This window comes from Paenibacillus sp. sgz302190 (assembly GCF_059820445.1).
The window spans coordinates 134,435-148,346 of the sequence record NZ_JBZYAO010000001.1 but is presented as its reverse complement, the minus strand read 5'-3'; the positions used below and the strand labels follow the sequence as shown (position 1 = coordinate 148,346).

Below are 13,912 nucleotides of genomic sequence, written 5' to 3'. Positions count from 1 at the left end.
CACACACTCCTTAATTTATGGCCGAAACGGCAGCACCACATATACGCTCGTAAACGAATGTTTGACACTGCTGCGGATGCGAATGCCATATTCCGCTCCGAATTTCAGCTTCAACCGCTGATTGACGTTATATAATCCGATATTGCCCCCGGACGATTCGGTATTGGCCAATTGAACGGCGAGCGCCCTTAATTGATCCCGGGTCATCCCTTTTCCGTTGTCCTTCACTTCGATCAGAACGCCTTTTTTCACCGGCACGATGCGGATGCTGAGCTTCGCGCTGCGCGGATTTTCCTCGAATCCGTGAACGATCGCATTTTCAAGTATCGGCTGAATAATTAATTTCACGGTCTTGCTTGCCAGCAGTCGCGGTTCCGCAATACGCGTATCGATGGCGATGCGGTTGTCGTATTTGCGGTTGACGATAAAAAGATAATCGTTCGCGTTCTGAAGCTCCTGCCGAAGTTCGACCGTATCGTCGGAACGTTTCATGGAATACCGCAGCAAATTGCTGAGCGAAAGCACCAGATGGTTGGAATCCTCCGTGTTGCCGCAGACGATTTCCGTTTGCAGCAATTGGAGCGTATTGAACAGGAAGTGCGGATTGATTTGCGATTGCAGCGTTTTGAGCTCCACTTCCTTCATCGCGATTTGAGCGACGTAATTTTGCTTGACCAGCAGCTCGATCCGGCCGACCAGTTCCTTGAATTTGTTGCCAATCACGTTCAGTTCCCGGTATTTATAGTTTTTGGAGACAACGAACAAGCTGTCCTCTCCTGTGTTGTCGACGGTGGTTAGCAGCCGTCTGAAAGGACGGGCGATATGGATCGTGATGAGGATCGAGGTAAGCGCATTCAGAATGAGAAACAAATACAGAAATCCGATCAGATTCGCTTTGAGCTGCGACGACTGCAAGCTGATTTCCGACATCGGAATCGTAGAAATCATGCGCAGCCCTTTGACAGCCGTCGTGTGGTAAATGACAAGCTGCTCCTTCCCCTCGATCGTCGAAATAAAACTGCCGGAGTCTTCCTTATAAATGCTGCCGATACCGGGAAAATCCAGCGTCTGGCCGATTGCGTCCTTGCTTTTGTGAACCATGATCGTCCGATGCTCGTCGACTATAAAAATATTTTCGTTTTTTTGATACGAGTTGAGCTCGAACATCCCGTTGATTTTGTTCAAATCGAGGTTCGCGACGACAGCGCCGACCGTCGTTCTACCCGAATCCGTGACCGGAATCGCAATCGATAAAGTCGGCTGATTGTACTTGGACACGCTCGTCGTCAAATAATACTCTTGCTTGTGCAGCCCCAGCGTTACAAACCCTTTGTTCGGATTCGCCGCCACCGCCTCCCGGAACCACGGCTGCCGAGTGAACGGATAGTCCCAGCGCAGCGTCTTGCGCCCGTCCAGATTGTTGACGTATCCATTTTTGCCAAGAATCAAAATATCGCTGATCAGCGACTGGAACGACGTGACGCCGAACGCCAGATCGGCAATGTTGCGCTCGTGCTGGATGCGCTCTTCGGCCGACACTTTATCGCCGTAAGCCATCAAAGTGATGACCGAATAATGACCGGCCAGCAGAACGAGCGGGCGGGTCGCTTCATCGAAATTGAAGCTGAGCCCCCTTGCCGCCTGCTCCATCAGCTTATAGCTCGATTGGGTCATCTCCCGCGTCAACGCCGCCGTCGAATCGCGCACGGACAATAGGCCGAGAAGCGCAAGCAGCAGCACGTTCGTCCCCAAATAAGATAAAAGAATAGTGCGGATAATCGTTCTTTGCAGCAGCGAGCGAAACAAAAAAACGATCGCATCATGGAAGCTGATGCCGCGAAGCTTAGCTATCATCGTACTCACCCCATTTAATTAATAAATATATTAACTTATATGCATTTTTATTAATATGTTTATCATAAAAGCTGCCCCCCATTTGGCAACTATGAAAAAGGGAGATGGGAAAGCCAACATGCGAGTGAGAATCGAACACATCCATCTGGAAAAATGGATGACCAACAGCACTAGCTGGGCGTGGGAAATCTACGAATGACAAGCATCAGCAGCTCGGTGTGGAAAACCTGCGTATGACAAACATCAACAGCTTGACTACAATCTCCAGTTGGGCGTGGGAATTCTGCATACGACCACCATCTCCAGCTGGGCGTGGGATATCTGCATACGACCACCATCTCCAGTTGGGCGTGGGAAATCTGCCTGAAAGCCTGACGGTTGAGAAACTCGCACGCAAAGCGGGATCGCCCGGCAGCCTAGCTGCCTAATTGCCTGGCTGCGCGGAGAAAGCCTGCAAAAGTGCAGGTTTTTGCTCGTTCGCACGCTGAAAACGAAAAATTCCTGCAATTGTGCAGGCTTTTTGCCGCGCACAGGGGCTCAGATTCATTTTCATCGAAAATTCCTGCACTTTCGCAGGCTTTTCGCCAAAATGAATCATTTCCTCAGAAAATTCCTGCACTTTCGCAGGTTTTTCCCCTGACCTGCCTGCCAAGCCGCCTCGTGACCGCTCGCCGTGAAACGCTACACCCCGCGCCGGGAGAGGCGCATTGGGAAAGAGCCGCTGCGCGACGCCAGCACCACCGTTTTGGGTTGGCCGTGCAAAAACGCCCTGGTGGCGCTGGAATACCTCTATCATGACGCCGGATCGCCGATGTGCATCGATTTTTCGCTTGCCAAAGCCCAAATGCAAAAAAAGCCCGTTACCGACGAAAACGTTTCTTTCGATAACGGGCTTGATTATACAGTTAAAGAGCGGCGCCTTTGCCGCCGTCTACATTGACCGATGTTCCTGTTACGTAAGATGCTGCATCCGAAGACAGGAACGTAATGACTTTGGCGGCCTCTTCCGCACTGCCGATGCGGCCCAGCGGAATAGCGTGCCGCGGGTCGCTGGCAAACTGCTCCCACGTCAGCTCGGGAGCCTGCTTCTTCCACCATTTCTCAATCTGGTCGCTGCGAATGGTGCCGATGCACACCGTATTGACGCGAATCCGATCGGCCGCAAGATCCTTGCTCATCGCATTCGTGAGCGCCAGTCCGGCGGCGCGGCTTACCGATGTGGGCAGCGACGATGCCGGCGGCGTTTTTGCGGCCGAGGTCGTAATATTGACAATCGAGCCGCCGCCGGCGGCGCGCATGTAAGGCACCGCATACCGCGAGCAGTTGATGGCTCCGAACAGTTTCAGATCAAGATCGTTCCGCCAAGAATCGGTTGACACCAGCTCGAACGGCATTGCCGCCGAAGTGCCGGCATTATTCACGAGTATGTCGAGGCGCCCAAAATGCTTCGCCGCCCGCTCCACGGCCCGCTTGCAATCCTCTTCGCTGCTGACGTCAGCCTCGACGAAGTAAACCTCGCCGCCGCCCGCTTCAGCAATGCGCGCCGCCGCTTCCCGCAACTGCTCCGCGTTCCGCGCGCAGATCGCAACGCGGGCGCCTTCCAGCGACAAAGCCAGAGCCGTCGCGTATCCGATCCCTTTGCTCCCTCCCGTAATCAACGCTGCTTTGCCTTGCAAACCTAATTCCATCGCGTTTAGCTCCTCTTTTGGCTTATTTTAGACGGGCGTGCTCAACTCGGCGCCGTCTGCGTTGCGAACGGCTTTCTCCCGCGGCTTCTCCAGGCTGATCCATATAAGCCCGAGCGCAATCAAAACCCCGCCGGCGATCTGCCCGGTATTGATTTGCTCATCGTACATCACAACGCCGGTGACAAGCGCCGCAGCCGGGACGACGTAGCGGAAAAAGTTCCCCCGCGCCGCGCCCGCTTTCAGCATGCAGCTGTTCCATACGACAAAGGCGATGAACGTGCAGAAGAGCACATTGTACAGAACGACGAAAATGTCCAGCGTCTGGATTTGGCCCCATGCCACCTTGCCCCAGCCCGTCAGCGTAAAAGGAGTCAGAAAGACGACTCCGAACAAAATGTACCAACTGCTGACGCGCAGCGGTGAATACTTTTTCATCAGCGGCATGCAGGCCAGATTCGTTAATGCGCCGACTATGCTGACGCCGAGCGCCAGCAAATTTCCGAGCATATGCTCGGATTTGAAATCCAGGCTTTGTTCGCCGCCCGTAATGATCAGAACGACGCCGGCCATGGCGAACAGACCTCCAAGCAGCAGCCTGCGGGTAATGGCCTCGCTCGTGAAGAACGGCGTGAACAAAGCGGCGAAAATCGGCCACGGAGCCACGTTCAGCAGCGAGGAATTGGCGAGCGTCGTAAATTTGATCGAATACATAACCGCCATTTCAAGCACCGTAATCGCAAAAAAGCCGATAATCATCAGCTTCCAGATGTCTTTTCGCTCTACGCCGACCGACTTTTCCTTCACTTTCAAAAACAGGAACAACAATGGAACCGCTAACGAAAAACGCAAAAAAGTAGACAACTCCGGTCCGAAAGTCCCCATCGCCAATCTGGATACCCCGAAATTGACTCCCCATATCGCGGAAACCAAAATAAGTCCCGCATAAACCAGTATGCGTGCGTTCATCTTTCCCCATCCATCCATTCTCTCGATTGTCTCTCTTTATCCGCTGGCGCACAACTTATCGCCGCACTCCTTCATAGTGTACGATGCGCGTCGGCTCCTGTCTATGAGAGAATAGCCGCACGGCGGCGCGAACAACCCCTGCCGATGTTCGGCAGGGGCTGTTCCATGTTCCAAGGCATGTTTATCACCGCAGCGCCGCCAGATCGAATTTCGGCACGAGGCCTTCCTCCGCCGCCCGGCTGAGCAGCGCATGCACAGCCGCATAGCCGCTTTCTCCCAAGTCCGCGGTAAACTCGTTGACGTATAAATCGATGTGGGCTTGCGCGACGTCCGGAGACAGCTCCTGCGCATGCCGCATCACGTACTCTTTCGATGCCTCGGGATTCGCCCAGGCGTACTTGACCGAGGCGCGAATCCAGCTGGAAATGAAAGCCGTATCCAGCGACCTGCGGGCGATGATCGCCCCGAGCGGAATCGGCAGGCCAGAGTCTTCCTCCCACCAGCTGCCCATGTCGGCCACGAGGCTCAGCCCGTACGACGGGTACGTGAAGCGCGCTTCGTGGATGACCAGGCCGGCGTCGATCAGGCCGTCCCGCACGGCAGGCATAATTTCGTGGAACGGCATGACCACGATCTCGCCTACGCCGCCGGGCACGCGCTGCGCCGCCCACAGGCGGAACAGCAGGTAGGCCGTCGATCGCTCGCTGGGCACGGCTACCCGTTTGCCGGCCAGCGCCGCAGGATTGCCGGCGCTGCTCTCTCCACCGCGCGTCAGCACGAGCGGGCCGCAGCCCCGGCCGAGCGCGCCGCCGCAAGGCAGCAGCGCATACTCGTCCAGCACCCACGGCAGTGCGGCGTACGAGATTTTGAGCACTTCCGGTCCGGCGCCGCTGGCCGCCAAACCGTTCGTGATATCGATATCCGCATAAGTGACATCGAGCTGCGGAGCGCCCTGGATCAAGCCGTGAGCCCAGGCATGAAAAACAAAAGTATCGTTCGGACAAGGTGAATATGCGATTTTCATGATAAAACCTCCTGTAATACCGGGCCGGCCGCTTCGAGCGCCGCCAGCGCATCGCCGATCCGCCAGGCGGACCGGTCGCGCGGCCCAACTGCATTGGAGATCGCGCGGATCTCCAGGAACGGCACGCCGCGGAACTCAGCGGCAGCGCCTGCGCCGTAGCCCTCCATCGCCTCGGCCGCAGCCCCGGGCACGCGCGCGGCCAACGCCGCGGCGGTCGCCGCGGTGCCGGTCACCGTCGACACGGTGAGCACCGGCCCCGTCCGGGCCGCCAGCCCGGCCTGCTGCAGCGCCGCGCTGAGGCGCTCGGCGAGGGCCGCTGCGACCGGCACGCGCGCGGAGCCAAAGCCGAGCTCGTCCAGGCTGACGAAGCCGTCCGCGGTCTCCGCGCCCAGATCGGCGGCGACGACCTCGCCGGCCACGACGAGCGAGCCGATCGCGGCTTGTCCGGCAAAACCGCCGGCGATCCCGGCCATCACGACAAGCCCGTATTCGCCGGCGGCGAGCGCCGCAGCCGTATTCGCTGCGGCTGCGGCGGCGCCGACCCCCGCCGCGATGACGTCAAACCGGCCGGCTCCGCGGAGACCGCGCAGGACGGCTTCCTTTTCCACGTCGACGGCGGTTATGACAAGTATGCGCTTTGCTGTATCGAACTCCATTTCCCCAAACTCCTTCGTGTACATCCTGTTAGTTCCCTTACACAAAGGTATCTCGTTCTGCACATAAAGTAAAGAGCAACAGCCTGAGCCTATCCCTTCAGCCCCGAATTGGCGATGCCTTCAACGAACCATTTTTGACAAATAAATACAACGATAAGCAGCGGTACAAGACCCGAAACGGAAGCGGCCATCACAAGCGGATAGTTCGTGCCGAATTCGTCCGAATAGTTCGTGAGCCCGAGCGGAATCGTGTACAGCGCTTTGTCCCGCAAAAAAATGAGCGGATTCTCGAAATCGTTCCAATGCCACGTAAACGTCAAAATGAGCAGCGTGACGAGCGCGGGCTTCGTAAGCGGCAGGCACACCCGCCAAAATATGCGGAAGTAACCGGCCCCGTCGATTCGCGACGCTTCCAGCAGTTCCTGCGGAATCGTGCTGAAAAACTGGCGCATCAAAAACGTGCCGAACACCGTAAAAATGCCGGGCAATATGAGCGCTTCATGCGTGTTGATCAAACCGAGCCAGTCAAACACGATAAACCTCGGCACCAGCAGCACCTGGGACGGAATAATCATCGTCGCCAAATAGAGCAGAAAAATCGCTTCGCGTCCGGCGAAATTGATTTTGGCGAAAGCAAATCCGGCAAGCGAGCTCGTCAGCAAACTGCCGGCGACCGTCAGCAGCGTGATTTTGACCGAATTCCCATAGTACACGTAAAAAGGCGTCTTGCCTCCCCATACCGTCTCATAATTGTCCAGATGAAACGTTGCGGGAATCCACCGGACCGGGAAGGCGAATATTTCTCCCATCGTTTTGAACGACGCGGATATCATCCAGACGAAAGGAACAATCATCAGCACGCCCAAACCCAGAAACAGCAGCGTCATGCCCAGCTTTACCCAGATTGCGGCACGCCCTGTCGTTGCTTCCTGCATTGTTTTCCCCTCCCGCTACATGATGTGCTGCGATTTCTTCTGGCTCTGCCACTGCAGCAGCGTAACGATAAAAATGATGACGAATAAAACCCATGAAATAGCCGCCGCATAGCCCATTTTGTTGTACTGAAACGCCATCAGGTAGATGTGATAGGAAAGCACCAGCGTGGCGTTCATCGGCCCGCCCTGCGTCATGACCGCGACCGCGCCGAACACCTGAAACGAAGCGATGACGAGCGTGACGGCGATCAGGAAGCTGGTCGGCCGGAGCATCGGCACGGTAATTTGCAGCAATTGCCGCAGCCTGCCCGCCCCGTCCATGCCTGCGGCTTCATACAGATCCCGGGGAATTCCCTGGAGCCCGGCCAAATAAATAATCATCGTGTAGCCGATATACATCCACACGGTCATGATCATGATCGCCGAAAGCGCCCAATGCGGACTCGCCAGCCAGCCCGGCGGATCGCCGATGCCGACGGAGCGGAGCCATTGATTGATCGGCCCTTCTTTGGCGTTGTACATGACGCTCCACACGATGCCGACGGCGACGACACTGCTGACGTAAGGCAAAAAAAACAACGTGCGAATCAATTGCTTCAAATACACATATTGATTCAGCAGCACGGCAACGATCAGGCCGACGACCATTGCGGCAGGGACGGTTACGGCTGTAAACACGACCGTGTTCGTCAACGATTTCGCGAACCAATCGTCCTCCGCCATATGGGCGAAGTTGCCCAGACCGATCCATTCCAAACCTTTTAACCCCTTCAAATAATCCCACTCCGTAAATACGAGAATCATGCTGAACGCAATCGGCACCAGAACGAAGCAAAGAACACCGAGCAAATTCGGCAAAATAAACAAGTAGCCGGCCAAGTTCTCCTCCATCCGGCGCCGCTTCCATACACGACGCATAGGCGTCCCTCCAGTACTATTCGCGCAGCCACCGGCTTCCGTCAGGGTGAAAAAAAGCGCCTTCCAGTCTCTTGACAAAAAGGCGCGATGAGCCGCCTGATTATTTTTTGGCCGTTTGAATCGCTTTATCCGCGCGCGTTTTTGCCGCTTCGACCGCCTGGTCCAACGATTGCGCGTTCATGACGTATTTCTCGGTTTCTTCCTTCAAAATCTTTTTCAGCTCCGGCAAAGCCGTCAAGTTGGTCCGGTCCACAAAGATGTATTGTGCGGACAAAAACGATTTCAACGAGTCCATGTCGAACAGCTTCGCGGAGTCTCCGACCAGCAGGCTGACGACTTTGTCGGCATCGGCCTTTTTGTTGACGGGAAGCCGTCCGCCGGCAACCATCGGCATGCTGCCTTCCGTTACGTACCAGCTTATAAATTTGAATGCGGCGTCGGCGTTCGGCGTATTTTTGTTGATAGAAATATAATCGCCCATGCCGCCGATGTTGTTGTTCGTGCCTTTCTGGAATTGCGGTTCAGGAGCAAAAGCGACGGAAAAATCGCGGGGGAAACTTTTCACGTCCTTCACATAGCGGATCAGGAAGTTGCCGCCGTAGACCATCGCCGCTTTGCCGGTGAGCAGCTCATTTTGAATCGCCAGCTTGCCTGCGAGCGCATCGGCCCATTTGACGGTCAAGCCTTTGTCCTCCATCTGCTTTTGCAGCTCCATCCCTTTGCGTACGGCGGCATGGTTGAAATTCGACGAGCCGTCCGCCGCAAAATAAGGGTCTTTCGGCTGCGCAGCCGTCAAACTGTATTCCGCGATCGGATCGAATCCGGGGTTGACGAAAGCGCCCTTGCGGTCGCCTTTGTTCAGCTTCCCGGCCAGCTCCGCGAATTCGTCCCACGTCCAGCCCGCCGCCGGCACTTTGGCGCCGATTTCATCGAGGGCCGCTTTGTTGAACAGCACGCCGTTAATATTTTTCGTCGCCGGCAAATAGTGCAGGCCGCCATCGATCTTTTTTACATTGGCGCTGCCGATAATGCCGTCCAGATCGAAATTTTGCTTGGCGATGTAGTCATCCAGCGGCTTTGTAATTCCCGCCCGGACGCGTTTCACGAGCCGGTCGTCGCCGTAGCTGATGAAGATGTCCGGCGTATCCGACTGGGAAATGAGCGCGGTGTCGAGCTTCGTGTTGCCTGCATCGTCATTGACGTAACGCACATACTGGATCTGGATGTCCGGGTTCGCTTTATTCCAGTTCGCTACGACGTCGGCCGGACCGCTTTCTTCGGGAACGCCGCCCCATAGCTTTAACGTAACAGGCTTTTTCGCCTCGACAGTGGGCTGCGCCGACGGTTCCGCACTGGATTTCACCGCTTTTTCTCCTGTGCAACCGCTTACCAACAAGGATATCGAAAACATAGCCGATAACCAGACTGCCATTGACCTTCTCATATTCGGGCTCCCCTTTTCACGCTTTAATTTTTCACCTTCATGAAGTTGATTTTATTGTAGAGGATCGGCCTGTTTGCAGGAATGGCATTTTCTCAGCGAAATCAGGCCATTTGTAAGGTGTTAGTCGCGCTGCAAAAACAGCTTTCTAAACTCGGTCGGGTGCATGCCTTCGATTTTTTTGAACAGCTTGCTGAAATGATTCGGATCGGCATACCCTACCTTTTCCGATATTTCATATATTTTGAAGGCGGGATCTTTTAGCATTTCCCTTGCTTTCTCCAGCCTCACGCGGGTCATGTAGTCGATGATCGTCTCTCCGGTTTCTTTCTTGAACAATCCGCTTAAATAATTCGGGGCAAAACCGGCTTCCTTCGCCAAATCGGGCACTTTAAGCGGCAAATGGTAGTTGTGCCGGATGTTTCGGGCTATCGCTTGTATTTCCGGCTTCCATCGTTTGCCTGCAAGATGTTTGACATATTCCACATAGATAGGAATCCAGCCCTGGAACCATTGATGGATCTCTGCGAGGGATTGCGCGCGGCGGACTGCACGGTGGGGGTAGATGTGCCGGTAAGGGGGAACGGAGTACAAGTCTCCGCCATGCTTTTTGCAATAGGCGCCGAGCATGTGCAGCAGATTCATCCAACGCTCCCGCACGGCTTCCGGATGGAGCGGCGGATGCCGCGGCAAATCTGCGACCGAATCGTCCAGCGCGCGGATCATGTCGGCCGCCTGATGCCGGTCCAGCATGCGCTCCCATGCGGCTGCATCCCAGAGCTGCCCGGACGCTGCGCCGGCGAACGGCTGCAAACGCTCCGACCAAAGCACGGTGCCAGGGCCTTCGTAAAACCGGTGCTCGAGCGCACGCGCCGCTTCCGCCGCAATGGCCGCCACCTGCCGGATATCGCGGCATTCCGGCGAAATGCCCATGCTCAGCGATAGACGCAGCAGCGTGGCAATGGCGCTGCCCATCTCTTCCGGCATGACCGGATGAAAGCGCTCTTGAAGAATCGCGTATTGGCCCGCGTCGATTTGCACAAGCTCGCCTTTGCCGTACTTCTTCATAATCTCCTGCAAAATGTTCGTCACGCTGTAATTCAGCAGCCGTTCGCTTTTGAACGTATTGTGCTCGACGACTTGATCGTAATCGTCAATGACCGCATACACCAGCCGGTATGCATCGTGCAAACCCGGAAGGTCGAACTCCGTCCAAATTTCCCGGATTTCTTTGCCCGAGCATTGCTGGGTCAGCAGGTCGCGCAGCCGGTTTTCTTTCACTTCCCGGCCATACTGCTTCATTTTGAACGTCTGGTACGATTTGTCTATCGCATCCTGCCGCTCGTCGATCAGCTCCCGCTTGACGCGGTCCAGCTTGGCCAGCAGCTCGGCCGGCTCCATGGTCAGCTTCAGCATGTAATCGGAAGCCCCGCATTGCAGCGCTTTTTGCACATATTCGAAATCGCTGTGATTGCTGAGAATGATCACCTTGGCCGAATCGCCGGACGCCTTGATTTGCTGGAGCAGCGCGAGGCCGTCCATCTCCGGCATGCGAATGTCCGTGAGCACAATATAGTAAGGATAAGGCCGGAGCAGCTCCAGCGCCTCGACTCCGCTGGCGGCTTCGCCGATCAGATCGAATCCGTGCTCCTGCCACGGAATCAGGCTTTTGAGGCCGACTCGGATAAATATTTCGTCGTCGACGATCAGAAGGGGGATCATCGGACGCTCACCTCGCTTTGCAGCGGAATATGGATGGCGACTTCCAGGCCTTGCCCGATTCCGCCGCCGACCTCTATGCCGAATTGCCGGCCGAAAAACCGCTGAATCCGCTCATGCACGTTGTGCAGCCCCACTCCGCTGAATTTGGCGTGCGGCTGTTCCATGCTTTCCTGCACCTGCTTCAGCTTCTCGGGCGGCATCCCCATCCCGTTGTCGGTAACGCGCAAGATGACTCGGCCAGCCTGCTCCTCGGCGGCAATGCGAATATGAAGCTGCTGCCGGCGGCCGTGGATAATGCTGTTCTCCACGATCGGCTGCAGCGTGAATTTCAAAATCGCGTACGTCCGAATCCGCTCGGGTACATCAATATGCAGCATGACATGATCGTGGTATCTCATCTTCTGGATATTCATATACATTTCCAAATATTCCAGCTCCTCTGCGACGGAGATCAGCTCCCGGTCATGTCTCATGGAAAATTCGAGCAGCCGGCCAAGCGTCGTAATCATGTGACTGACGTGCTCGTCGCCCGACAGCATCGCCCGCCATTTGATCGAATTCAGCGTATTGAACAAAAAGTGGGGATGAATCTGGGCCTGCAGCGCCTGAAACCGCGCTTCCTCCCGCTGCCGTTGTTCTTCCGCAGCCAAATCGAGCGATTGCTTCAGCTGCGCCGTCATCTTGTTGAAATAAACGCCAAGCAGCGAAATTTCGTCTCTGCCCTTAACTTCCACCTTCGTCTCGAAATCCCCGGCGCCAAGCCGCTTCATGGAATGCGCCAGCAGCCGGATCGGCTCGGTAATCCGAAACATGAAGTAAACGAAAATCAAGGTGAATGCGATAAACCAGATGAGCATCCATGAAAAAGAACGGTCCGTTGCGCTCTGCAGTTGGGCGTTGAATTCCTGCTGCGGCATAAGCTGGAGCACCTTCCATTTGAACTCGGGCAGCTCCGCAGCGTTCAGCAAAAACTTGTCGCCGCCCAGCGTCAGCTTGTTTCCGGACATCGCGGACAAGCCGCCCTGCAGCGCCTGCAGCTCTTGCGGTGAAATTTCGCTGCTGCCGGCAAGCAGGCCGCCCTGTTCGTCAATGATGAACGTTTTCATCGATAGGTCCGATTGCGCCAAAGTGCCGAGCAAGGAATCCGTCGGTACCCCGATAAACACAATTCCGTAACCGCCCGACGTCCGGTCTCCCATCACAACCCGCGTAACGACGGTTAAATCCCGAATCCGGTTAACGTCGCCGTCATGAATCCATGTCCGGTAGGACAGCTCCCAATTCGGCCTGCCGTTCAAAGCAATCGTCCGCTGATACCAGCCGGCACCGGCAAACTGCGCGAAATCGGCGGTGATATCCGGCGAGAACCATGTAGAATGCACGTACCCGCGAAAATCGATCAATGCCATGAACGCATGGTCGTCGACCAAAATATCCCTTGTCGACTGCAGCTTTTTTTGCAGCTGGGTCAGCCGTCTGGACGCCTCATACCGGCGGCTCCAGTCCACATCCGAGGTTAAGTACTGCATCACCTCGGAATCGTTGACCAGAAGCGTCGACGCTCTCAGCATCCGGGTCGTCAAATCCGATATGGCCGCGGCTTTTTGGCTGACCAATTCCTGGTTCGAAGCAATCAGCTTTTCTTCAATGATTTTTTCCGAATAGGAGCGGTAGTTAAAAAAAATGTAAGTATAAGGAAGGAGGATAAAAAAGAACAAAGTGAGCAGGATTTTATCGCGGAGAGAAGAAACATGCAGCTTGTTGACCCATTTCCTCATAAGCGCAAGCACCATACTTTCCTAAGGGGGTAAAGTTTGCGATTTATTTAATTTCACACCTTATTGGTTCCCTCCGTTTCATTATATGGGCGATTGTTTATTTCGGCGCAGCTCCCGGCTCCTGGCGCGTAGTGTTGCGCTGCATGACGGCGGCCGGTCGAGCACAAACGCTTACATTTGTGTTTTCAATTGTCATCGGCTGCCGATGCAAACCTCGGAAAACTTGCGAATCGCGGGCGGCGCAGCCGCAGGCCCCACACGGCTGCGGACTGCAGCCGCTCTTTCTCAACTAGCGCCTCTCATGCCATCGGTTGCTGCGCTGAAGTGGGAAGGGGGCACAAAGTGGCTTGGCAGGGCGAAAACCTGCAAAAGTGCAGGTTTTTTCCGGAGAAGCGGTTCGTTTTGGTGAAAAGCCTGCGAAAGTGCAGGAATTTTCGATGAAAATGAATCTGAGCCCCTATTCGCGGCTAAAAGCCTGCACAATTGCAGGAATTTTTCGTGGCAAGGGATCAAGGATGCAAATTCATGTATTTTTGCAGGTTTTCTTCGTGAAACCAGACAGATTGTGCAATCGGCTCGGGCGTATGGGTTTCTGGCAGCCTGCTCATTTGCCAGCTTTCTCCGCATGCCAAGTAGTTGCTTCCTCTAGCTCGCAATCCCCATAATTTTACATTCTCCTCTTCGCGCAACCAGGCAGATTGTGCGACTGGCTCGGGTATATGGGTTTCTGGCAGCCTGCCCAATTGCAGGCTTTCTCCGCACTGCCAAGCAGTTGCTGCCTCTAGCGTGCGAAATGCACTGGTTTCCATCTGCTACGCTTGTAAAGCTTGAAACTACAGCAGCAGATCTGATTATTTTCATTCTGCGGGGTGACTATCCCCGGCGTTGCGGGAGTTTTTGCAGGCTTTCCACGAGCTGCCGGCGATGCGC

The 13,912-nt window shown here is 55.3% G+C and carries 12 protein-coding genes; 1 reads left to right on the top strand and 11 read right to left on the bottom strand.

What is annotated here, in order from left to right; genetic code table 11:
- Positions 1 to 15 precede the first annotated feature (15 nt).
- From AC6RNO_RS00725 to AC6RNO_RS00675, 11 genes are all read right to left on the bottom strand, one after another.
- Positions 16 to 1,854, bottom strand: coding sequence for a cache domain-containing sensor histidine kinase (locus AC6RNO_RS00725; protein WP_474680735.1), 1,839 nt, complete (start codon positions 1,852 to 1,854; stop codon positions 16 to 18).
- Positions 1,855 to 2,278: 424 nt separating this feature from the next.
- Entirely contained in the window at positions 2,279 to 2,650 is a 372-nt protein-coding gene (locus AC6RNO_RS00720) for a hypothetical protein (RefSeq protein ID WP_497104215.1), read from the bottom strand.
- A gap of 109 nt (positions 2,651 to 2,759) precedes the next feature.
- Positions 2,760 to 3,542 (bottom strand): SDR family oxidoreductase, encoded by a 783-nt coding sequence (locus AC6RNO_RS00715; protein WP_497104214.1) that lies wholly within the window; start codon positions 3,540 to 3,542, stop codon positions 2,760 to 2,762.
- Between the two features lie 27 nt (positions 3,543 to 3,569).
- The gene (locus AC6RNO_RS00710) at positions 3,570 to 4,508 is read right to left on the bottom strand and encodes a DMT family transporter (RefSeq protein WP_474680732.1); all 939 of its coding nucleotides are present in this window, start codon (positions 4,506 to 4,508) and stop codon (positions 3,570 to 3,572) included.
- A gap of 184 nt (positions 4,509 to 4,692) precedes the next feature.
- Positions 4,693 to 5,532: an MqnA/MqnD/SBP family protein gene (locus AC6RNO_RS00705; protein ID WP_497104213.1), complete on the bottom strand. Its 840-nt coding sequence runs from the start codon at positions 5,530 to 5,532 to the stop codon at positions 4,693 to 4,695.
- A complete protein-coding gene (locus AC6RNO_RS00700) occupies positions 5,529 to 6,188 on the bottom strand; it encodes a futalosine hydrolase (protein WP_497104212.1) in 660 nt (219 codons plus the stop codon). The genes AC6RNO_RS00705 and AC6RNO_RS00700 overlap by 4 nt, the downstream gene beginning before the upstream one ends.
- 89 nt (positions 6,189 to 6,277) lie before the next feature.
- A complete protein-coding gene (locus AC6RNO_RS00695) occupies positions 6,278 to 7,123 on the bottom strand; it encodes an ABC transporter permease subunit (protein ID WP_497104211.1) in 846 nt (281 codons plus the stop codon).
- Between the two features lie 15 nt (positions 7,124 to 7,138).
- Positions 7,139 to 8,041: an ABC transporter permease subunit gene (locus tag AC6RNO_RS00690; RefSeq protein ID WP_497104210.1), complete on the bottom strand. Its 903-nt coding sequence runs from the start codon at positions 8,039 to 8,041 to the stop codon at positions 7,139 to 7,141.
- 100 nt (positions 8,042 to 8,141) lie between these two features.
- Positions 8,142 to 9,404, bottom strand: coding sequence for an extracellular solute-binding protein (locus AC6RNO_RS00685; RefSeq protein ID WP_497104209.1), 1,263 nt, complete (start codon positions 9,402 to 9,404; stop codon positions 8,142 to 8,144).
- Between the two features lie 201 nt (positions 9,405 to 9,605).
- Complete coding sequence (locus tag AC6RNO_RS00680; RefSeq protein ID WP_488436476.1) at positions 9,606 to 11,204, bottom strand: response regulator; 1,599 nt, start codon at positions 11,202 to 11,204, stop codon at positions 9,606 to 9,608.
- Positions 11,201 to 12,982, bottom strand: a complete 1,782-nt coding sequence (locus tag AC6RNO_RS00675; protein ID WP_488436475.1) for a cache domain-containing sensor histidine kinase — start codon at positions 12,980 to 12,982, stop codon at positions 11,201 to 11,203. Before AC6RNO_RS00675 ends, AC6RNO_RS00680 begins: the two co-directional genes overlap by 4 nt.
- Before the next feature lie 347 nt (positions 12,983 to 13,329).
- On the opposite strand from AC6RNO_RS00675, the gene AC6RNO_RS00670 reads away from it, so the two are divergent.
- The gene (locus AC6RNO_RS00670; protein WP_488436474.1) at positions 13,330 to 13,647 is read left to right on the top strand and encodes a hypothetical protein; all 318 of its coding nucleotides are present in this window, start codon (positions 13,330 to 13,332) and stop codon (positions 13,645 to 13,647) included.
- Positions 13,648 to 13,912: the final 265 nt, after the last annotated feature.